Here is a 19,919-nt window from a genome sequence, read left to right on the forward strand (position 1 = left end):
GAGAGGCGACGCTGAACGATCGCGTCACGCTCGAACGAGTGCGCCCAACGCGCGTGCGACCTTGTTGCGGGATCATGGGTCGCATGAGCGACGACCACACGCAGGTCCAGGAATTCTTCACCGCCCGCGCCGCCGACTGGGACGCCCGCTTCCCCGATGATGGGCCCGCCTATCGCGCCGCCGTCGCCGAGCTGTCACTTGCTCCGGGCGCCTCCGTGCTCGACGCCGGGTGCGGGACGGGGCGGGCGCTGCCCGCGCTCAGGGACGCCGTAGGGCCATCGGGTGTGGTGCTCGGCGCCGATCTGACTCCGGCCATGCTGGAGGCCGCGACACGCGCGGGCAGGGGCCGTGACGGCCGGCTTCTGCTCGCCGACGTGGCACGTCTGCCGCTGCGTGCGCGGTCACTCGACGCCGTGTTCGGCGCCGGACTGATCGCACACCTCCCGGATCCCGCAGAGAACCTGAAGGAGTTGTGGCGGGTGGTGCGCCCGGGTGGATTGCTCGCGCTCTTCCACCCCATCGGCAGGGCGGCGCTCGCGGCACGGCAGGGACGACAGATCACTCCGGACGACCTGCGGGCAGAGGTCAACCTCCGCCCGCTGCTGGCCCGTTCCGGGTGGCTCATGACCTCGTACGTCGACGAGGACGCGCGCTTCCTCGCCCTGGCGGTACGCCAGGACTGAGGGTGGGCCACCCGGTCTCGACGAGCGGTCAGAGGCGACCGGCGATCGCCGCCGCGAACGCGTCCGCGTTGTCGAACATGATGTTGTGGCCCGCTTCGGGAACCGTCACCACACGCACTCCGGAGGCTGTCAGTTCGCCGTGCCCGAGGAGCTCGCCACTCATAGCACCCTGCAAGTAGACGCGGTCGACGGTCAGTTCCATGAGCATCCGACGCATCGTGGGCCGGGTGCCCGCGACCAGGCCGGTGGCGCTCCGGTGCAGCGCAAGCGGGTCCGCAAGGCGCATCGTGGCTGCCCATGTGGCGCTGATTTCCCCGAGCACGCGCGCGTAGCCACCGCCGCCGACGAAGTCCTCCTCCGAGTACGCGGCGATGCCGCTGCTGCCCGCGGTGGCGGGAGGGTCCGGGTCGAGATTGGCCTCCGTGAGGACCAGCCTCGTCACCAGGTCGGGGCGTCGGCACGCGAGGACGATGGCGACGGACCCGCCCATGCTGTGCGCGACGATCTCCGCGCCGACCACATGGGCCGCTTCCAGAGCCGCGGCCAGCGCGTCGGCATGGTCCTCCAGGCTGTACCCGAAGTCTGCGGGACGGTCGCTGAGGCCGTGCCCTGGGAGATCCACGAACAACGAGCGGCGGCCGACCAGCTCGGGCCTGGCGGCTATGTGTGCGTGGTAGACCGCGGAAGCGGCACCGAGTCCGTGCACGTACACCCGCGTCGGCCCGGCCCCGTCCACCTCGGTCCACCGCACACGGCTGCCCCGAGCATCGAACCGCGCTTCCCTCATCCCCGCACCCCGTATCCCTCGTCCTGTCGCCCGCTCCCAATCATCATCTGCGGACTCCGGAGACCATACATCGATGCCGAGGTATCTCGCACCGGATGTACACCTGTCATGGAATGTGTGCGGCAGAATGCAGCCATGCTCGAACTGGCCATCCTCGGATTTCTCTACGACGCCGCCCTGCACGGCTACGAGCTGCGCAAGCGCATCTCGGCTCTGACCGGGCATGTGCGCCCCGTCGCGGAGAGCACGCTGTACCCAGCCATCAAACGCCTGGAGAAGACAGGGCTGCTCGCCAGGGAGACCCAGCCCGGCACCGGGGCGGCGCCCCGCCACGTCCTGAGTCTCACGCCGGCCGGCCGACAGGAGCTGCGCAAGCGGCTCGCGGAGCCGGCACGGGGAGACATCACCGACGAGAACCGCTGGTTCACTCTTCTCGCGTTCCTCCGCCACCTGGACGACGAAACGGCACAAGCGGCGGTGCTCCGGCGACGGCTCGCTTTCCTCGAGGAACCCGCTAGCTTCTTCTACGACGGCGAACGCCCTCTGCGCGCGGAGGAGCTCGACGACCCCTTCCGACGCGGCATCCTCACGATCGCCCGCGCCACCAGCCGGGCCGAACTCACCTGGCTCCGCGCCACCTTGGCCTCACTCGACGGGAGTGGTCGCTGATCCGTCCTTGTGCGGGACCGGGCACCCACGAACGCCCGGCACGGGGAACGAGCCGAGCTCGGCGACCTCGTAGCCGTCGGGGTATCCCTTGATCTCCCGGTTCTGCCGCGCATAATGCGGTGCCCTGCGTGGCGGCATGAGGCGCACCGCACGCCCGCGAAGCCGCACCGCGCCCCGGACCACCGAGCGGGTGACCACACCCGGTTGTTCGTACCGAAACGCCCGCAGCAGGGGCTCGTCCAGCAGTGCGAGGGTCGCGTTGCGCAACAGGGGTGCCATGGGCCGCGGATACCAGGAGGCCATCAAGTTTAGGGTCGCGTCGGAGACCTCACGCGCCCCTGCATCCCAGCCGAAATTGGCCTCTTCGTAGGCAACGAGGCAGTCTTCGAACTCTTCGAAGGAGCCTGGGATCTCCTTGATGCCCATGTGCCGGCCAAGGGTGCGGTAGTACGCGGCGGCCGCGGCCGTCTCGTGACGCGAAAGCCTGCGCCAGCCATAGGCGTCGATCCACCGCTTCGGCACCACCACGAACGTACACAGGACGTAGCGCATGTCGTCGTTGCTGATGTCGTAGCTGCGGTGCATCTGGTTGATGCGCCGGATGGCGGTACGGCCCTTGTCGCCGTCGAAACCGTGCTCCACGACGGCGTCGAGAAGCAGAGCCGTGTCGTCGTACCTCTTCTGCGTACGGTCTGTCAGTTCCGCTGTCTGTGCCAGCAGACGGCCGATACTGGGGACTGCGTAGGTGCGGTAGAGCGCGAGTTCCAGTGCGCGCGTGTGGTCCCACGGGAATTCGAATGTCGTGCTGAGCCGATAGATCTCGAGGAAGTCCCGCTCCGGGTCCAGTCGCCGGATCTGCTCGAGCCGCTCGAAACGCTTCACCGCGTGATCCCCCTTCTCGCACCGGAACAACAACTCTACGTTGGCCAAAGGCGGATGAGGCTTCAATGGTGGTAGCCGCACCCGGGGGAAGGTGGACCACATGTTCGACGGACTTCGCAAGTTCTGGCAATCCAACAAGCCCGCGCGGGACGAGAGCGAGCCCACTCGCGACCGGGACAAGCACAAGCGCCCGCACAACATCTTCGAGGCAGCCGCCGTCTATGTGGCGGCGTGCGCCGAGGACGATCAGGCCGAGATGGACGAAGCCACCGGCTGGGTCTCTCCGGAGGCACTGTCATTCGGTGTCAACGAGCTCGCGTGCCGCGCTGTCATCGCCCTCGCACGCGAACGGGACGAGTCACCACGGGACGTGGCCAGGTCTCTTCTGGGGCTGCCCGCCGCCTGAGCCCGCAGGCGCACCGGCCCGGTCGCACGAGGTGGTCCGCCGGCGACTTTCCTGCTCATCGACCTCTCGACGATCTCTGGGGCGAGTGGTTAGGGTGCGCCGACGGATGAAGCGATCGGGGAGGCTGGCATGGCCGGGACGGACGACGCTGCCGACGCGGCCGACGACGCGCTGTACGTGCTGACGGCGGTGCTCTTGACGCCCGCGAAGTTCCCCAGCGTACTGGGCGACGACTATCCGGAGGCATGTGCGGCGCTCGGCCTCGCGCCGCTCGCCGCCGGATACGGGCTGGTGCTCGGCCAGGACGGTGAAGGCGCGCGCTGGACGGTCGTCGTCGACGATGTGTCGCTGGTGGCCGTGGCAATCGCCTCCTGGGACTGCGGTATGGAGTACGACCTGTCTCCCGAAGAGCGCACGGTGGTCGCCGCGCTGCCCGGATGGCCGCTGGCGGTCGCCGTGGCCGCTCCCGGCGTGCCCGCTCCGCACGATCCGGAACCTGGCCCGGACGACGCCGGCCGCCCACCACTCGCGCCGCCCCCGCCCGACACCTGGGGCCCGGCACAACGACGGCTTGGTGCCGACGAGATAGCACTGCAGTGGGCGGCCTGGCGGGCGCAGATCGACGACGAGGAATTCGCGACGGACGGGACCGCCGTGGAGTCTCCGGAAGACGCGGACGCTCCTTTGACCAGCGTCCGGCGCGTACTGGCGGAAGCGCGTGCGTACGTGGACACTCCGCCGCCGTTGGGGCGGGTGCGGTCGTCCTTCGCCTCGGGGGACGCGCGCACCCTGCGGGCCGACGGCCCTGGCTGGTCCATGGTCGCCAGGACCGACGACATCGCGTTCGTGCTGCTGGACGAGGAACCGGGAGAGGTGATGCCGGTGGGCCGTGGAGCAGAGCTTCCCGCACTGCTGGAGGCCCTCGACAAGATGGCGGTTCGCCCTTCCTGAGCACGAGCGACAGGAATCACTGCCGCATCATGCAGACGCCTCAGCGACCGATCTCCTTGCGTGTGACACGACGCAGCCTGCCCCGCTGACCGGAGTCGAGCGTCAGATAGGCCGCCGCAGGTACTCCGAGCACGATCAGGAGCGCGGCCCACCATGGCAACCAGAACAGCAGAATGATCCCGGCTGCCACACCTCCTGCGGCGATCTTCGCCTTCTTCGACATGTGCGTCGCCTCCTTCGCGGCTTGTGCCGCTCTCTGCCTTGGAAAACGGGATCGGGCGTCCTACGGTTCCTGGCCGTGACCCTGAGACATCCCTGAGCCTCGTCCCCTACTGGTCCCTGACTCGCCGGCCGCCTCCAGGGTTACGCGATCTCCCGGCCTACTCGACCCGCAGGGGCTCACCGACTTCGTACATGTGGCGCAGCACCTGGCGATAGGAGTCGACAAATCCGGCCTCCGCGTAGGGCATCCCCATGGCGGCACAGTGGGCGCGTACGACGGGTTGGGCGAGTCGCAGATGAGGGCGCGGCATGCTCGGGAACAGATGGTGCTCGATCTGGTAGTTGAGTCCGCCGAGGAACCAGTCCGTCACGAGGCCGCCGCGAACGTTGCGCGAGGTGAGTACCTGGCGCCGCAGATGACCCCATCGCTCGCCGTCCGGGTCGGGCATTTCCATGCCCTTGTGGTTTGGTGCGAAGGCGAGTCCGAGGTGCAGGCCGAACAACGCCTGGTGAAGCGCCGCGAAGGCGAGCGCGTGGCCGAGGGGCATGGCCGCGAGCAACAGCGTCACGTAGCCGACGAGATGAGCGACCAGCAGAAGGCCTTCCACCACGCGCTCGCGCCGATCCTGCCGCCGCAGGTCCTGGAAGCCATAGATCTTCATGGCGACTCCTTGGAGGAGCGTCAGCGGGAAGAAGAGCCAGGCCTGGTTGCGGGTGAGCCAACGCCGGAAACCCAGACGGACCTTGGCCTGCCTGCTGGTCCACACGAGGACGTTCGCGGCGACGTCGGGATCCTTGTCGACATGGTTGGGGTTGGCGTGGTGCCTGTTGTGCTTGTCGTTCCACCAGGCGGAGCTCATCCCCAGCAGGAGGTTGCCGTGTACGAGGCCGATGGCACGGCTGACGGACCGGTTTCCGGTTATCTGCGAATGGCCCGCGTCGTGGCCGATGAACGCCGTCCGTGCGCACAGGACGGAGAGCACGGGGGCAAGCAGCAATACCCACCACGAGGCGCCGAGCAGGAACATCCCGGCCCCCACGGCCGCCAGTGCGAGGGTGTTGATTCCGATGGTCCGCGCGTACCAGCCTGTACGCCGATCCAAGAGCCCCTGCTCCTTGACCGTACGCAGGAGGGGCGCGAAATCACTACCGGCGGACTGTCTGCCAGTGGCGGCTGGGGAGCGTTCCGCGACTGCGGCGGCCTGGGGCATGGTGGGTCTCCGTCTGCTGATGAAGGGCTGACCTCATAAAACGTACGGATCAGTGACCTTCGGGAACCATGACGGCACCACCCGTCTTGCAGCGGGGGCCAGCCCCGAATGGCAGGGGGGCTGGCTACACCATGTGACTGGGATCACTGCCCGAGGTCGCCCGCGAAGCTCTCCCTTTGCTGTACTCTCGGCCGCTCCGGCCGCAGTAGTCAAATTTGAGGAATGCGTTATCGCTGTGCACAGGCTCCCCGTCGTGTCCCCTGCCGAACTCTCCGAACTGTCACGCTGTTCCGCCCTTTTCGTACCCGCCGACCCACCACGCGACGGACGCGTCGCCTTCTGGCACAGCGATGGCACCCAGCCACCGAACACAGCTGCTGGTGCCTACGAAGAGCTGGCCCTCGCAGTACCGGGGGACGACGGGATCGATCTTGCCACCGTGCCCGCGGTGCTCCTCCCTGTCCGCGCCGCGCTGCCGGTCCTCACGCGCGCGCGTGCCGCGACGGGAACACACCCGACGGCCGCGTTCTGGGGAACGGCCGGAGTGCTGGCCCTGCAACTGGCGGCGCGCGGACTCCTGCTGCCCGGGCTGACCGCCACCGACCACGACGCATGGCGCACCGGCCCACTGAGCGCAGAAGACCTGCAGCGGCTGCGTGAGCTGTCCGCGGCGATGCCACCGGCCGCCCACGCACGCCCGTTGGACGACAGCCTGCCGCTGCGACTGCCCGAGCCCGAGAGGTTGCTGCGCCAGTTCCTCGACGCCGTGGCCGACACACTTCCGCGCTCCCCCGCCGCGCCCCTGGCGTCCGGTGGAACCGTCTTCGCCACGCCGGAGCCCCAGCACGTACCGGAGCAGCGCGCGTGGGCCCTTGATGTGGCGGCCGGGCACGACGCCGGCGTACGGATCTCACTGCGCGTGGAAATCCCGGGCCTCGCCTCCGTGGCGGAGGACGGCACTCGGCTGCCGTTCCGCGCCGTGCTGCAACTGCACAGTGTCAGCGACCCCTCGCTTGTCGCGGACGCCGCCGAGGTGTGGGCCGGGTCCGGGGCTTCGGGACAGGCCTTCGGGCCGCGTGCGCGCATGGACGCCCTGCTCGCGTTGCGTCGCGCCACGCGCGCGTGGCCGCCTCTCGCCCCGCTGCTCTCGGCCACCGTGCCGGACGCGATCGAGCTGGCCGACGAGGAGGTCACCGCGCTCCTGGGCGAAGGCGCCCGAGCACTGGCTGTCGCGGGCGTCGACGTGCACTGGCCGAAGGAACTGGCGCGCAGCCTCACCGCGCGCGTGGTCATCGGCCCCCCGGACGACGACGGGCAGAACGACGACCAGAAGGGGCCGCACAAGCTCGCGTCGGGTACGCCGTCCTTCCTCTCCGCCGATGCTCTGCTCGCCTTCAACTGGCGCTTTGCGCTGGGCGACCAGCAGCTGACGCGGGCGGAACTGGACCACCTCGCGGAGGCCAACCGTCCGGTGGTGCGCCTGCGCGATCAATGGGTGCTGGTCAATCCCGAGGAGGCCCGCCGCGCCCGTGACCGCCAGGATCACAAGGTCACCCCGATCGATGCCCTCAGTGCCGCACTGACCGGCACGACCGAAGTCGAGGGTCGGCGCGTCGACGTACAGCCGACAGGATGGCTCGCCACCCTGCGCGAGCGACTCGCGGACCCCGAGGGCATGGAGCCCGTCGGGCAACCCGAGGCGCTTGCCGCCGAGTTGCGCGACTACCAGCTGCGTGGCCTGAACTGGCTGGCACGGATGACCTCGCTGGGCCTCGGCGGCTGTCTCGCCGACGACATGGGCCTCGGCAAGACGATCACGTTGATCTCGCTGCATCTGCACCGCCAGACACAGGAGGAGACCGCGGGCCCCACGCTGGTGGTCTGCCCGACGTCGCTGATGGGCAACTGGCGACGCGAGATCGAGAAGTTCGCGCCTGGCACGCGGGTACGCCGCTTCCACGGCTCCCAGCGCAGCCTGGAGGGCCTGACGGACGGCGAGTTCGTCCTCACCACCTACGGCACGATGCGACTCGACACGGAGAACCTCGGGCAGACCTCCTGGGGCATGGTCGTCGCCGACGAAGCGCAGCACGTCAAGAACCCGTACTCGGCCACGGCCAAGCAGCTGCGCACCATCGGGGCACGCGCGCGTGTAGCACTCACCGGCACTCCCGTGGAGAACAACCTCTCCGAACTGTGGGCCATTCTCGACTGGACCACTCCCGGCCTGCTCGGCGGACTCGGCACCTTCCGGACGCGGTACGCACAGGCCGTGGAGGGCGGCGCGGATCCCGGTGCCGCAGAGCGGCTCGGGCAGCTCGTGCGTCCCTTCCTGTTGCGCCGGCGCAAGTCGGATCCGGGGATCGCGCCCGAGCTGCCGCCGAAGACGGAGACCGATCGTGCCGTCTCGCTCAGCGCGGAACAAACAGGCCTCTACGAAGCCGTGGTGCGGGAGACGCTCGCGGAGATCTCCGGCGCCGACGGAATGGCGCGCAGGGGGTTGGTCGTCAAGCTCCTCACCGGGCTCAAGCAGATCTGCAACCATCCCGCGCAGTACCTCAAGGAGGACAAGCCCCGGATCCCCGGCCGCTCCGGAAAGCTGGAACTGCTGGACGAGTTGCTCGACACGATCCTCGCCGAGGACGCGAGCGTGCTCATCTTCACGCAGTACGTCCAGATGGCGCGACTCATCGAGCAGCACCTGTCGGCCCGCGGGGTCCCCTCCCAGTTCCTGCACGGCGGCACACCTGTAGCGGCGCGGGAGGCCATGGTTCAGCGCTTCCAGGACGGCGACGTCCCGGTGTTCCTGCTGTCTCTGAAGGCGGCGGGCACCGGCTTGAACCTGACGCGTGCCGAACACGTGGTGCACTACGACCGCTGGTGGAACCCCGCAGTCGAGGCGCAGGCCACCGACCGCGCGTACCGCATCGGGCAGACGCAGCCGGTGCAGGTGCACCGGCTGATCGCGGAGGGAACGATCGAGGACCGCATCGCCGACATGCTGCTGCGCAAGCGGGAGTTGGCCGATGCCGTCCTCGGGTCGGGCGAGGCGGCTCTCACCGAGCTGACCGACGCCGAACTGTCAGATCTGGTGGAGCTGCGAGGGGGCGCGCGATGAGTGACATCCATGATGAGACGTACGGTGCCGTGGACGACGACGCGCGTGCGGGTGCGCAGGCGGACGAGCGTACGTTCGCGGCGCTGCCGCCCGCCCATGGGCGCGGCTTCGCGCAGAGCTGGTGGGGTCAGGCCTGGCTGAAGGCTCTCGAGGACACGGCGCTCGACTCCCAGCAGCTCAAGACGGGGCGCAGGCTCGCTCGCGCCGGCGCGGTGGGCGCGGTGTCGGTGCGACCCGGCCGGATCACGGCGGTCGTCATGGACCGCGACGGCACACCGCACCGCTCCGATGTCCTCCTGCAGGAACTGAGCTCGGAGGAGTGGGACCGCTTCCTCGGCATGACCATCGAGCGGGCCGGGCACATCGCAGCGCTCCTGGACCGTGAGATGCCACCGCACCTGGTGGAGGACTCCGCGGCGGCGGGTGTGGAGCTGCTGCCGGGGATCGGCGATCTCGAGCCCGAGTGCGACTGCGACGCGTGGGATCACTGCGGGCACACGGCCGCGCTCTGCTACCAGATGGCGCGTCTGCTCGACGAGGACCCTTTCGTGCTGCTGCTGATGCGGGGGCGCGGAGAGCGGAGACTTCTCGACGAGCTACAGGTGCGCAGTGTTGCCGGGGCGGGTCCCGAGGAGCCTCAGGAAGGGCCTCAGGAAGCTGCCCCAGAGGGCGTCAGTGCCGCGGAGGCGTACTCGGACGGTGCCATCCTTCCGCCGCTGCCCGCCCTGCCTCCGCTGCCCGCGGAGCCGGGCCTGCCGCCGACGCTCGACACCGAGGCGGAGCCCGCGCCGGGACTCGATGTGCCGGCAGTCGAGTTCCTGGCCGCGCAGGCGGCCGCCGAGGCGTACCGGCTGCTGGCCGACGCGCTCACTCCAGGGCACGAAAGCTCGCCCTTGGAGGCTGAGTTGACTGCTGCGGAGGACGCCGTTCGTCTGGCAGCCGCTCAGCCCGGTGCTGTGATCGAAGCGCGGCTCGCGGAGGCGTCCGAGCGTGGCCGGGACGGCATGGCACTCGCCGTGCGGGCCTGGACGTACGGCGGCCGCGCCGCGCTCCACGTACTCGAAGAGGAGTGGACGCCTCAGGACGAGGCACTGGCACGCGCGCGTGCCGCACTGGACGCGGCCTGGGACGAGGACGAACGGCCTCGGCTCCGCGCGGCCCACAACCGCTGGACCGTGGTCGGCACGAACGCGCAGCTGCGCCAAGGGCGTGACGGTCGCTGGTGGCCCTACCGGAAGGAGGGAGGCCGTTGGGCCCCCGCGGGGCCGGCGGCCCATGACCCCGCGACTGCGTTGGCCATGGCCGACGCCGGGGAGTAGCACGGACGCGGATTCCGCCCCTCGCGGGAGGCGCCGTCGGCGCGTCTCCCGCAGTTCACCCAGTGGCCCCTTCGAGTTCGTGACGGCGGCGAAGTCTGACCGCTGTCACCGAACCCGTGCCCCAGGAGGCCCCGATGTCCCCGCACGCAGTCCGTAAGGGGCGTGTCCGCCGCTCCATAGCCGCCGGTATACCGCTCGCCGTGATCGCCGCTCTCACGGCGGCCGGCACCGCGACAGGCCGGCAGGCGAGCGGCGGACACGGTGAGGCGAGGATCACCAAAGCTGCGACGCTCGGGGACATCTCTCTCGGCGCCTTCAGCAACGCGCTGCTCCCCGGGACGGTGAAGAACGATCGCGGTGTCGATCTCGGCGGCATAGGCAGCGATCTCTATCCGGCGGGCCGCAAGGGCGAGTTCTGGACCGTGACCGACCGTGGGCCCAACGGTCAGATCAAGGTGGACGGAAAGAAGCGCCGCACTTTCCCGGTCCCCGGCTTCGACCCGGCGATCGTGAAGATCCGAGTGCGGGACGGCAAGGTCAAGGTCGTCTCCGCGCTCCCCATCACGACTGCCTCCGGAAAGCCCGTCACAGGCCTGCCCAACCAGGAAGGGCGTGACGAGGCCCCGTACACGTATGACGCGAAGGTTCCCGTCTCGTACGACCCGAACGGTCTGGACACGGAAGGAATCGTGCGGGCCCCGGACGGCAGTTTCTGGTTGGTCGACGAGTACGGTCCTTCACTGATCCATGTCTCCGCGCGCGGGAAGGTCATCAAGCGCTATGTCCCCCGAGGGCTGAAGCTGCGTGGCGCCGACTATCCGGTCGTCGAGGCGCTGCCGGGTGTTCTGCTCCACCGGAAGACGAACCGCGGCTTCGAGGGCCTCACCCGGCTTCCCGGCGGTGACCTCGTGATGGCCGTGCAGAGCCCGCTGGCCCTTCCGGACGAGGACGCGGGTGACGATTCGCGCACGACGCGGCTGCTGCGCTTCTCTCCGAAGAAGGGGAAGGTCACCGCCGAGTACGCCTATCGGTTCGACGCCGTGGGCATCGTGGACCCCGGTGAGGACGACACCTCCGAACTGAAGATCTCCTCCGTAGTAGCCATCGGGCGCGACCGGCTCCTCGTCCAGGAGCGGACCGACAAGGCCGCACGGCTCCAGGCGGTCACTCTGGACCGCAGGTCGGACATCCTCGGCGACAAGTGGGACAAGGCCACGACCAGCCCCTCCTTGGAGCAGCTCGACGATCCCGTCGCCTCCGGAGTGCCCGTCCTCCGCAAGCGTCTGGTGGTCGACCTCGGGGCCGTCGACGGCGTGCCCGACAAGATCGAAGGCGTTGCCAAGGTGGACAGCCGCACCCTGGCACTGATCAACGACAACGACTTCGGGATGAGCGACGGGCCCGAGGCCTTCGACAAGCACGGGCGACTCGTCGACAGCGGTGTGGAGACCTCGGTGACGTACGTCCGGCTACCGGAGAAGTACTGACTCTTCGAAGCGAAGCCCTGTCAGGACTGGGGCTTGGTGTACGGGACTTGGCCATCTGCGGGCGAGGGCGGCAGGAGGGAGTTCAGGTCGCTCGGGAAGTCGGTGGGCAGCGAAGGGAAGTCCGTAGGAAGCGACGGCATGTCGGTGGGCAGTGACGGGACCTCGCTGGGCAGACCAGTGGGCAGCTCGGTCGGAATCTGCGACGGGATGCTGAGCGATGGCGTGGGTTCCGGTCTGGTGTCCTTGCCGGTCTCGGCGGGTTCCTTCTTGCCGTCGCTGTCGTCGCCGGTGGCCACGAGGACCACCGCGATGACGGCTCCCACCGCCACGATGATCGCCAGCAGGACGAACAGCCCGTTACGCCGTCCTGAGGGCCCGCCAGGAGGCGGGGCCGACGACCAGCCCCCGCTGCCGGGTGGCGGCCCGTACCCGCCGCCTGGTGGTGGTCCGAACCCGCCTCCGCCCGGTGGTGGACCACTGGGCGGAGGCGGAGGGGGCTGCGGAGGTACGGGCGGCACGGCCATACCAACAAGAGTCGCCTCGAACCGGTTACAAGGCGACCCCCGTGCACCAGCTGACGGAGCGTCGGCTGCGGAGCGCGCTCAGCTCCGAGCCGCCAGAAGGTGATCCATGGCCAGTTGGTCGAGCCGTTCGAACGCCATTCCGCGCGCTGCGGCTGCCTCCACGTCGAACGCCTCGAAAACATCCCTGTCGGCGAGCAGACCGGACAGTCCGTCCTCAGCGGTGGGGACCGCCAGTTCGTCCAGGCGTGCGGCGCGCAGCGCTTCGCGCACCTCGGGGTCGGCCCGGAACGCGGCCGCCCGCTCCCGCAGGATCAGGTAGTTGCGCATGCACCCCGCGGCCGACGCCCACACTCCTTCGTAGTCTTCCGTGCGCGGCGGCTTGAAGTCGAAGTGCCGCGGGCCGTCGTAACCGCCCCTCTCCAGGAGGTCGACCAGCCAGAACGCGCTGCGCAGGTCCCCCGCGCCGAACCGCAGATCCTGGTCGTACTTGATGCCCGTCTGACCGTTGAGGTCGATGTGGAAGAGCTTGTCCGCCCACAGCGCCTGGGCGATGGAGTGTGGGAAGTTCAGGCCCGCCATCTGCTCGTGGCCCACTTCGGGGTTGACGCCGAACAGTTCGGGTCGTTCCAGGCGCTCGATGAATGCGAGGGCGTGGCCGACGGTGGGCAGCAGGATGTCGCCGCGGGGCTCGTTCGGCTTCGGTTCGATCGCGAACCGCAGGTCGTAGCCCTGCGCGGTCACATACTCGGCGAGCAGGTCGAAGGCCTCCTTCATGCGGTCCAGCGCATTGCCGACGTCCTTCGCCGCGCCGGACTCGGCGCCCTCCCTGCCTCCCCAGGCGACGTAGGTGCGCGCGCCCAGTTCGACCGCGAGGTCGATGTTGCGGATCGTCTTCCGCAGCGCGTAGCGGCGTACGTCGCGATCATTGGCGGTGAAGGCGCCGTCCTTGAAGACGGGGTGTGTGAAGAGGTTCGTGGTGGCCATCGGCACGACGAGACCCGTGGCATCGAGCGCCTGTCGGAAGCGCTTGATGTGGCTCTCCCGTTCCGATGCGGATGATCCGAAGGGGATCAGGTCGTCGTCGTGGAACGTCACTCCGTAGGCACCCAGCTCAGCAAGGTGCCGCACCGAGTCGGCCGGGTCGAGTGCGGCCCTGGTGGCGTCCCCGAACGGGTCCCTGCCCTGCCAGCCGACGGTCCACAGGCCGAAGCTGAACTTGTCCTCGGGAGTGGGCTGGTAGTTCATGTGCGGCTCCCTCACCTATTTCGTCATGGCCCTTTACAAATTAGTATCCGAGGGCGCCGCTGGGAAGGTCGTGGAAGAAACTCCGGTTCGCACCCGGAGACAGCCGCAGGAACGGAGACCGTCATGTCATCAGCGCCCGCAGCCCAGGGGCCCCTCGTGGTCGGCGTGGACAGTTCCACGCAGTCCACCAAGGTCCTGGTCGTCGACGCGGCCACCGGCCGGGTCGTCGCGAGTGGCCAGGCTCCGCACCGCGTGAGCACGGGCGAGCATCGCGAAAGCGATCCCCAGGAGTGGTGGGACGCTCTGTGCGCGGCTCTCGAGCAGTGCGGCCGAGCCGCCCGGGAAGCCACCGCGGTGTCCATCGGCGGCCAGCAGCACGGGCTCGTCACGCTCGACAAGGACGGCAGGCCGGTGCGGCCCGCTCTGCTCTGGAACGACGTGCGGTCGGCACCGCAGGCCCGGAGCCTCGTCGAGCGTCTCGGCGGCCCCACGGTGTGGGCCGACCGGGCCGGCAGCGTCCCTGGACCTTCCTTCACCGTGACCAAGTGGGCCTGGCTCGCCGAGCACGAGCCCGCCGCGGCCCGCGCCACGGCCGCGGTGCGTCTCCCCCACGACTACCTCACGGAACGCCTCACAGGTCTCGGCACCACCGACCGCGGCGACGTCTCCGGAACAGGGTGGTGGGCGTCGGGAGCGGAGCAGTACGACGAGGGCATCCTCGACATGGTGGGCCTCGATCCGGCTCTGCTGCCCCGTGTCGCACGCCCTGGTGAGGTCGTCGGAACAGTGCGGGACGGTGACGAACTGCCCTTCTCCAGGGGCACACTGGTCGCGCCCGGCACCGGCGACAACGCGGCGGCCGCCCTGGGGCTCGGCCTGCGCCCCGGCACGCCGGTGCTGAGCCTCGGCACCTCCGGCACGGTGTACGCCGTCTCACAACGCCGTCCCGCGGATCCGACGGGCACCGTCGCGGGCTTCGCCGACGCACGCGGCGCGTGGCTGCCGCTGGCCTGCACCCTCAACTGCACGCAGGCCGTCGACCGGGTGGCCGCGTTGCTCAGCCTGGAGCGCGAGGCCGTGGAACCGGGCGGCTCGGTCACGCTTCTGCCCTACCTGGACGGCGAGCGTACGCCGAACCTGCCCCACTCCTCCGGAGTACTGCACGGCCTGCGCCACGACACGTCACCCGGGCAGTTGCTCCAGGCGGCGTACGACGGGGCCGTGCACTCACTGCTCGGCGCGCTCGACCTGGTCCTGGACCCCGACGCCGACCGGTCGTCGCCGCTCCTGCTGATCGGCGGCGGGGCACGCGGCACAGCCTGGCAGGAAACCGTACGGCGCCTCTCCGGACGTCCCGTTCAGGTCCCGCAGGCCCAGGAACTCGTCGCGCTCGGCGCCGCGGCACAGGCGGCGGGCCTGCTGACCGGTGAGGACCCCAGCGCGATCGCCCGACGCTGGGGCACGGCCCAAGGGCCCGTGCTCGACCCCGTGGAGCGGGACGAAGCGACGCTCGCCCGGATCTCCGGGGTACTCTCCGACGCGGCGCCGCTCCTGGACAGGGCGCCCCATGGGGAGTGAGGACTGACCGAGGCATGACCGCACCGCTGCACGACGAGCGCCGGGGTACGTCCGGCGCGCGGCTGCCCGACACCCAGCAGGCGATACGCCGTCGCAATCTGTCCCGGGTGATGCACGCCGTGGCGGCGCACGGCCCTCTGTCCCGTGCCGCCGTCGCCTCCCGCATCGGGCTGACGCGGGCCGCTGTCTCCACGCTGGTGGACGAGTTGATCCGCTCCGGGCTTCTGGACGAGCTGGGTCCCGAGCGACCAGGTCGGGTGGGCCGTCCAGGGTCCGCCCTGGCGGTCAGTGCTCAGGGGCCCGTCGGCATCGGTGCCGAGGTGGGAGTCGACCACCTCGCGGCATGCGCGGTGGATCTGCGTGGGGAGGTCCGTGCACGGGCTGTGCGGCGGGCCGCAAACCGCGGACGCTCGCCTGTTCCGGTGCTGGAGGAGCTCGCCATCCTGGTGGAGCGGGTGAGCGCGGAGGCCCGCCGGGCAGGGCTGTCCCCCGCCGGCCTCGCGGTCGCCGTGCCCGGGCTCGTCGCCCGCGACACCCGGACGGTCGTACGCGCCCCCAACCTCGGCTGGCACGACATCGACCTGAGCCGTCTCCTCCCCACAGAGCTACCACTGGCAGTGGGCAACGAGGCCAACTTCGGCGCCCTCGCCGAGTTGTGGCTCGGCGAAGCATCGCCCCAGGACTTCCTACATGTGTCCGCCGAGATCGGCATCGGTGCCGCACTCGTCGTCGACGGACGGCTGCTTCTCGGAACACGGGGATACGCAGGTGAGTTGGGCCACGTGCCCGTGCACCCCGACGGGCCGGCCTGCCCCTGCGGAGGCCGCGGCTGTCTGGAGCAGTACGCAGGTCAGGAGGCGGTCCTGCGCGCGGCAGGCCTGGGCCCCGGTGAGGAACGCGGTGAACTTCTGGCCGACCGTGCCGCCGCGGGCGACGAAACAGTGCGGCGAGCACTCCACGGCGCCGGAACAGCCCTGGGCATCGCCCTCACCGGCGCGGTCAACCTGCTGGATCCGCAGGCTGTGGTGCTGGGCGGCGCTCTGTCGCGCCTGGCGCCGTGGCTGCTGCCCGCCCTCGAGCAGGAGCTGGTGGAACGCACTGCCGGCCGGGCCTGCGGAGTCGCCATATCCAGGCTCGGACCGGACGGCCCGTTGCTGGGAGCAGCGCACTCGGTGGCGCGGGCGGTGCTGGACGATCCAGCGGGCGTCAGCGGCAGCGTCGGTGCTGGTGGGGGCGGGCAGGCGTAGACGTAGGCGTGATGCGGTGGGGGCGCAGGGCTGTGGAGGGTGCGCAGCCGTGAAAGGCGCGCAGCCGTGGGGTTTGCAGCACTTCCGACCCAGCACCGCTCCCCCGATTCCCCCGATCGGGTGGCCGAGATATCCACAATCACGCTGCTATGCACAGATCCAAGCAACGCCCTTCCGCCCCAACCGCCGAGCGCCGTAACGTAATTCACGCGGGGCGTCGATGCCATGGCTGCAGCACTTGCGGCGGCCCATGACGCCCACAGAGCGACCCGAGCGACCTACGGGATCTGAGGGTCCCGAGCAACCTGAGCGACCCGAGCGACCCGAGCGAGCAGAAACGGCCCACCCGGCCGGACCGACGGCCCACGGCCGGAGTGGAGCGGCACAGCGATGAATGACCCCAAGATCCTGACCGTCCGACCCGAACCGGACCAGTACGCCTGGACGTTCGGCGGCGCCCCGCCCCTTGCGCGCATCGCTCCGGGCACCGTCCTCGACCTGTTCACCGAGGACTGCTTCGCCGGGAACGTGCGCTCGGAGAAGGACCTCGTCTCCGAAGTCTGCGAGTTCCCGTTCCTCAACCCCCAGACCGGCCCCTTCCACGTGGAGGGCGCGGAGCCCGGTGACACCGTCGCCGTCCACTTCGTGTCGATCGAGCCGGCCCGAGACTGGGCGGCCTCCACGACGGTCCCCCTGTTCGGCGCCCTCACGTCCACCCACTCCACCGCTTCGCTCCAAGCGCCCCTGCCTGAAGCAGTGTGGATCTGGCAACTCGACCGGGCCCGACGGACCGCGCAGTTCAGCGCGCGGGACAGTGACTTCCAGATCGAGCTGCCCATGGATCCCATGCACGGCACGGTCGGTGTCGCGCCGGCGAATCTGGAAGTGCGCTCGGCGCTCGTGCCCGACGCGCACGGCGGCAACATGGACACGCCCGAGATGCGCGCCGGGGTCACCTGCTATCTGGGCGTGAACGTCGACGGCGCGCTGTTGAGTCTCGGTGACGGACACGCACGGCAGGGAGAGGGAGAGACCTGCGGCGTGGCCGTCGAGTGTGCCATGAACACCGTGGTGATCGTGGATCTCCTCAAGGGGGTGAGTACGCCCTGGCCGCGGCTTGAGTCGGACACGCACATCATCTCGACCGGGTCGGCGCGACCGCTGGAGGACGCGTTCCGAATATCCCAGCTCGACCTGGTGCAGTGGCTGGTCCGTGATTACGGATTCAGCGAACTGGACGCCTACCAGTTCGCGACGCAGACCGTCGAATCCCCGCTGGCCAACGTCTGCGACACGAACTACACGTGTGTGGCCAAGATCCGCAAGGAGTGGCTGCCCGCACGCGAGACGCATCGCGGTCTGCATGCGCACCTGCGCCAGATATCCGCCTCGCTACCACGGTCCGTCGCGCTACCGCGGTCCACCGCACTCCCGCTGTCCGCCTCACGATCACGCGGGTCGGACCACCGCCCCTCCTGAGAACCAGCGCCTTTCGACAGGGCGGCCGCTCCCGCCCGGAGACCGGCGCTGCGCTTCTCGCCGCAGTCGAGCTTTCCACCGTGGCGAGCTCCTCACGTACAGCGCCAGTCAAGCCGTTCTCCCCACCGAGAGGCAGGTCAGTCATGGATCGATTGAGACGCTCCCCGAGCCGGCGTCGAATGCTGCAGGGCGCATTCGCCGCAGCCGTACCCGCCGCGCTCCTGCCCACCACCCGCGCGACGGCCGGAGCCCTCGCGGTCGATTACCCCCCGGCCGAGTGGGTGCCGGCCAGCACCTCCAACTACACGGCGTCCAACCGCCCCAGCAGCTACCCCATCGACTATGTGGTCATCCACGTCACGCAGGAGACGTACGCGGACACACTCGCCATCTTCCAGAACCCCGCGAGGAAGGTCTCGGCCCATTACGTGGTGCGGTCCAAGGACGGCCACATCGCCCAGTGCGTCCGCGAGCGCAACATCGGCTGGCACGCGGGGAACTGGACCTACAACACCCGCAGCATCGGTATCGAGCACGAAGGGTGGGTCGACAACCCCGAGTACTTCACCCACGCGATGTACGAGCGGTCCGCGGCACTGACCGCTGCCATCTGTACGAAGTACGGCATCCCGAAGGACCGTGAGCACATCATCGCTCACCATGAGGTGCCTGGTTCGGACCATACGGATCCCGGGCCGCATTGGGACTGGACTCGCTACCTCCGCCTCGTCAACTTCGCCTGAAGCTGCGCGTCCTTGTCGGCTTCACGCTCCGGGGCGACGATGGCAGCACCGCATCGCCGTCCCGGGAGGCCGAGTTGACCGATCCATGGGTGGCCCTGGAACCGGGCACGGACCCCGTCGAGCGGGTGCGGGTGGTGCGGCGGGCCCATGAAAGGTTCACCGACGCGGGGGCGATCTCCCGTCCGGTGCGTTCGGTGGTGGCCGAGTCGTGGCGGAGGTCGGCCAGGGCGCTGGTGAGTCCGGAGGCCACCGGCGCCGCGGTGGAACTGACCGACGGCGACCTCGGGGCGTACCGGGCGGAGCATCCGTTGGCGAGGGTGATGCCGCTGTTCCGCGAATTGATGGGCGGCTTCGCGGCGGACGGGGAGCATCTTCTCGCCGTGTGCGACGCACAGGGCAGGTTGTTGTGGGTCGAGGGCCACGCGGTGACGCGGCAGCGGGCGGGGCGGATGAACTTCGTGCCGGGCGCGCGGTGGGCGGAGTCCGCCATGGGGACGAACGCGCCGGGGACGGCGGTCGCCGTGGACCGGCCGGTGCAGGTCTTCGCCACCGAGCACTTCATGCGGCGCGTGCAGCCGTGGACGTGTGCGGCGGCTCCCGTGCACGATCCGCGGACGGGGCGGCTGATCGGCGCGGTCGACATCACCGGCGGTGACGGGCTCGCGCACCCGCACAGTCTCGCCTTCGTGCAGGCGGTCGCGCGGGCCGCTGAGTCCCACCTGGCGTTGCTGGCTCCACCGACGCGAGCAGGCGAAGGAGTGGAACTGGCGGCTCTGGGCCGTGATGAGGCGCTGCTCCTCACGGCTGGGCGCAAGGTGCGGCTGAGTCGGCGGCACAGCGAGATCGTCGTGCTGCTGGCCCGCCATCCGGAGGGGCTGACGGGGGACGAGTTGTTGTGTGCGTTGTACGAGGACGAGTCGGTGCCGCAGGTGACGTTGCGGGCCGAGATGGCTCGGCTGCGACGGGTGCTCGGGGGTGAGTTGCTGCGGTCGCGGCCGTACCGGCTGGCGGTGCCCGTCGAGTGCGATGTCGACATGGTCGAGCGTCGTCTGGGCGCGGGGGCGGTGACGGCGGCCGCGGCCGCGTATGCCGGTCCGTTGCTGCCGCAGTCGCAGGCCCCCGGTCTCGTCCGGCTCCGTCGCAGGCTTGCCGACCAGCTGCGGGCGGCGCTGGTCGACCGCAACGACCCCGATCTGCTCGCGGACTGGGCGCACGCTCCATGGGGGGAGGATGATCTGACGGTGTGGCGGGCGCTGGCCGCGCTGCGTCCGACGGCGCCGGTTCTGGCGCGCTTGAAGGAACTCGACGCCGAGTTCGCAACGTCGATGCAACGTCCGTGCCTCTAGCCTCCGGGCGAGAGCTGCCCAG

18 protein-coding genes are annotated in these 19,919 nt (G+C 69.8%); 12 read left to right on the plus strand and 6 right to left on the minus strand.

Features of this window, described 5'->3' with window-relative positions; genetic code table 11:
• Positions 1–83 precede the first annotated feature (83 nt).
• Complete coding sequence (locus ACZ56E_RS12560) at positions 84–683, plus strand: class I SAM-dependent methyltransferase (protein WP_471213650.1); 600 nt, start codon at positions 84–86, stop codon at positions 681–683.
• Between the two features lie 28 nt (positions 684–711).
• On the opposite strand, the gene ACZ56E_RS12565 is transcribed toward ACZ56E_RS12560, so the two are convergent.
• Positions 712–1,470, minus strand: coding sequence for an alpha/beta fold hydrolase (locus tag ACZ56E_RS12565; protein ID WP_471213652.1), 759 nt, complete (start codon positions 1,468–1,470; stop codon positions 712–714).
• A 135-nt stretch (positions 1,471–1,605) separates the two neighbouring features.
• Here ACZ56E_RS12565 and ACZ56E_RS12570 point away from each other — a divergent pair, with 135 nt between their 5' ends.
• Positions 1,606–2,139 (plus strand): PadR family transcriptional regulator, encoded by a 534-nt coding sequence (locus ACZ56E_RS12570; protein WP_471213653.1) that lies wholly within the window; start codon positions 1,606–1,608, stop codon positions 2,137–2,139.
• On the opposite strand, the gene ACZ56E_RS12575 is transcribed toward ACZ56E_RS12570, so the two are convergent.
• Positions 2,116–3,021, minus strand: coding sequence for an oxygenase MpaB family protein (locus ACZ56E_RS12575; RefSeq protein WP_471213656.1), 906 nt, complete (start codon positions 3,019–3,021; stop codon positions 2,116–2,118). The genes ACZ56E_RS12570 and ACZ56E_RS12575 overlap by 24 nt on opposite strands.
• Before the next feature lie 100 nt (positions 3,022–3,121).
• On the opposite strand from ACZ56E_RS12575, the gene ACZ56E_RS12580 reads away from it, so the two are divergent.
• Together ACZ56E_RS12580 and ACZ56E_RS12585 are read left to right on the plus strand one after the other, a co-directional pair.
• The gene (locus ACZ56E_RS12580; protein WP_471213658.1) at positions 3,122–3,427 is read left to right on the plus strand and encodes a hypothetical protein; all 306 of its coding nucleotides are present in this window, start codon (positions 3,122–3,124) and stop codon (positions 3,425–3,427) included.
• A 129-nt stretch (positions 3,428–3,556) separates the two neighbouring features.
• Positions 3,557–4,378 (plus strand): hypothetical protein, encoded by an 822-nt coding sequence (locus tag ACZ56E_RS12585; protein ID WP_471213659.1) that lies wholly within the window; start codon positions 3,557–3,559, stop codon positions 4,376–4,378.
• 40 nt (positions 4,379–4,418) lie between these two features.
• Here the strand turns inward: ACZ56E_RS12585 and ACZ56E_RS12590 are convergent, their stop codons facing one another.
• Positions 4,419–4,601 carry a hypothetical protein gene (locus ACZ56E_RS12590; protein WP_471213661.1) on the minus strand — a complete coding sequence of 61 codons (183 nt, stop codon included), beginning with the start codon at positions 4,599–4,601 and terminating at the stop codon, positions 4,419–4,421.
• Between the two features lie 157 nt (positions 4,602–4,758).
• Positions 4,759–5,811, minus strand: coding sequence for a fatty acid desaturase family protein (locus tag ACZ56E_RS12595; protein WP_471213663.1), 1,053 nt, complete (start codon positions 5,809–5,811; stop codon positions 4,759–4,761).
• Positions 5,812–6,046: 235 nt separating this feature from the next.
• Here ACZ56E_RS12595 and ACZ56E_RS12600 point away from each other — a divergent pair, with 235 nt between their 5' ends.
• From ACZ56E_RS12600 to ACZ56E_RS12610, 3 genes are all read left to right on the plus strand, one after another.
• Positions 6,047–8,929: a DEAD/DEAH box helicase gene (locus ACZ56E_RS12600; protein WP_471213666.1), complete on the plus strand. Its 2,883-nt coding sequence runs from the start codon at positions 6,047–6,049 to the stop codon at positions 8,927–8,929.
• The gene (locus ACZ56E_RS12605) at positions 8,926–10,248 is read left to right on the plus strand and encodes an SWIM zinc finger family protein (protein WP_471213668.1); all 1,323 of its coding nucleotides are present in this window, start codon (positions 8,926–8,928) and stop codon (positions 10,246–10,248) included. The genes ACZ56E_RS12600 and ACZ56E_RS12605 overlap by 4 nt, the downstream gene beginning before the upstream one ends.
• Before the next feature lie 134 nt (positions 10,249–10,382).
• Positions 10,383–11,735 (plus strand): esterase-like activity of phytase family protein, encoded by a 1,353-nt coding sequence (locus ACZ56E_RS12610; protein ID WP_471213670.1) that lies wholly within the window; start codon positions 10,383–10,385, stop codon positions 11,733–11,735.
• A gap of 20 nt (positions 11,736–11,755) precedes the next feature.
• Here ACZ56E_RS12610 and ACZ56E_RS12615 read toward each other — a convergent pair whose 3' ends face one another.
• Both ACZ56E_RS12615 and xylA read right to left on the minus strand, forming a co-directional pair.
• Positions 11,756–12,058, minus strand: coding sequence for a hypothetical protein (locus tag ACZ56E_RS12615; RefSeq protein ID WP_471213671.1), 303 nt, complete (start codon positions 12,056–12,058; stop codon positions 11,756–11,758).
• 279 nt (positions 12,059–12,337) lie between these two features.
• A complete protein-coding gene (xylA, locus tag ACZ56E_RS12620; protein WP_471213673.1) occupies positions 12,338–13,504 on the minus strand; it encodes a xylose isomerase in 1,167 nt (388 codons plus the stop codon).
• 123 nt (positions 13,505–13,627) lie between these two features.
• On the opposite strand from xylA, the gene xylB reads away from it, so the two are divergent.
• The 5 genes from xylB (at position 13,628) to ACZ56E_RS12645 (ending at position 19,897) form a co-directional block, all read left to right on the plus strand.
• Positions 13,628–15,082 carry a xylulokinase gene (gene xylB, locus ACZ56E_RS12625; protein ID WP_471213675.1) on the plus strand — a complete coding sequence of 485 codons (1,455 nt, stop codon included), beginning with the start codon at positions 13,628–13,630 and terminating at the stop codon, positions 15,080–15,082.
• Positions 15,083–15,096: 14 nt separating this feature from the next.
• A complete protein-coding gene (locus ACZ56E_RS12630; protein WP_471213677.1) occupies positions 15,097–16,329 on the plus strand; it encodes an ROK family protein in 1,233 nt (410 codons plus the stop codon).
• Positions 16,330–16,719: 390 nt separating this feature from the next.
• Entirely contained in the window at positions 16,720–17,808 is a 1,089-nt protein-coding gene (locus ACZ56E_RS12635) for an acetamidase/formamidase family protein (RefSeq protein WP_471213678.1), read from the plus strand.
• Positions 17,809–17,951: 143 nt separating this feature from the next.
• Complete coding sequence (locus ACZ56E_RS12640) at positions 17,952–18,551, plus strand: N-acetylmuramoyl-L-alanine amidase (protein ID WP_471213680.1); 600 nt, start codon at positions 17,952–17,954, stop codon at positions 18,549–18,551.
• Between the two features lie 74 nt (positions 18,552–18,625).
• Positions 18,626–19,897, plus strand: coding sequence for a winged helix-turn-helix domain-containing protein (locus ACZ56E_RS12645; RefSeq protein WP_471213682.1), 1,272 nt, complete (start codon positions 18,626–18,628; stop codon positions 19,895–19,897).
• Positions 19,898–19,919 lie beyond the last annotated feature (22 nt).

This window comes from Streptomyces sp. NPDC039480, assembly GCF_055597165.1.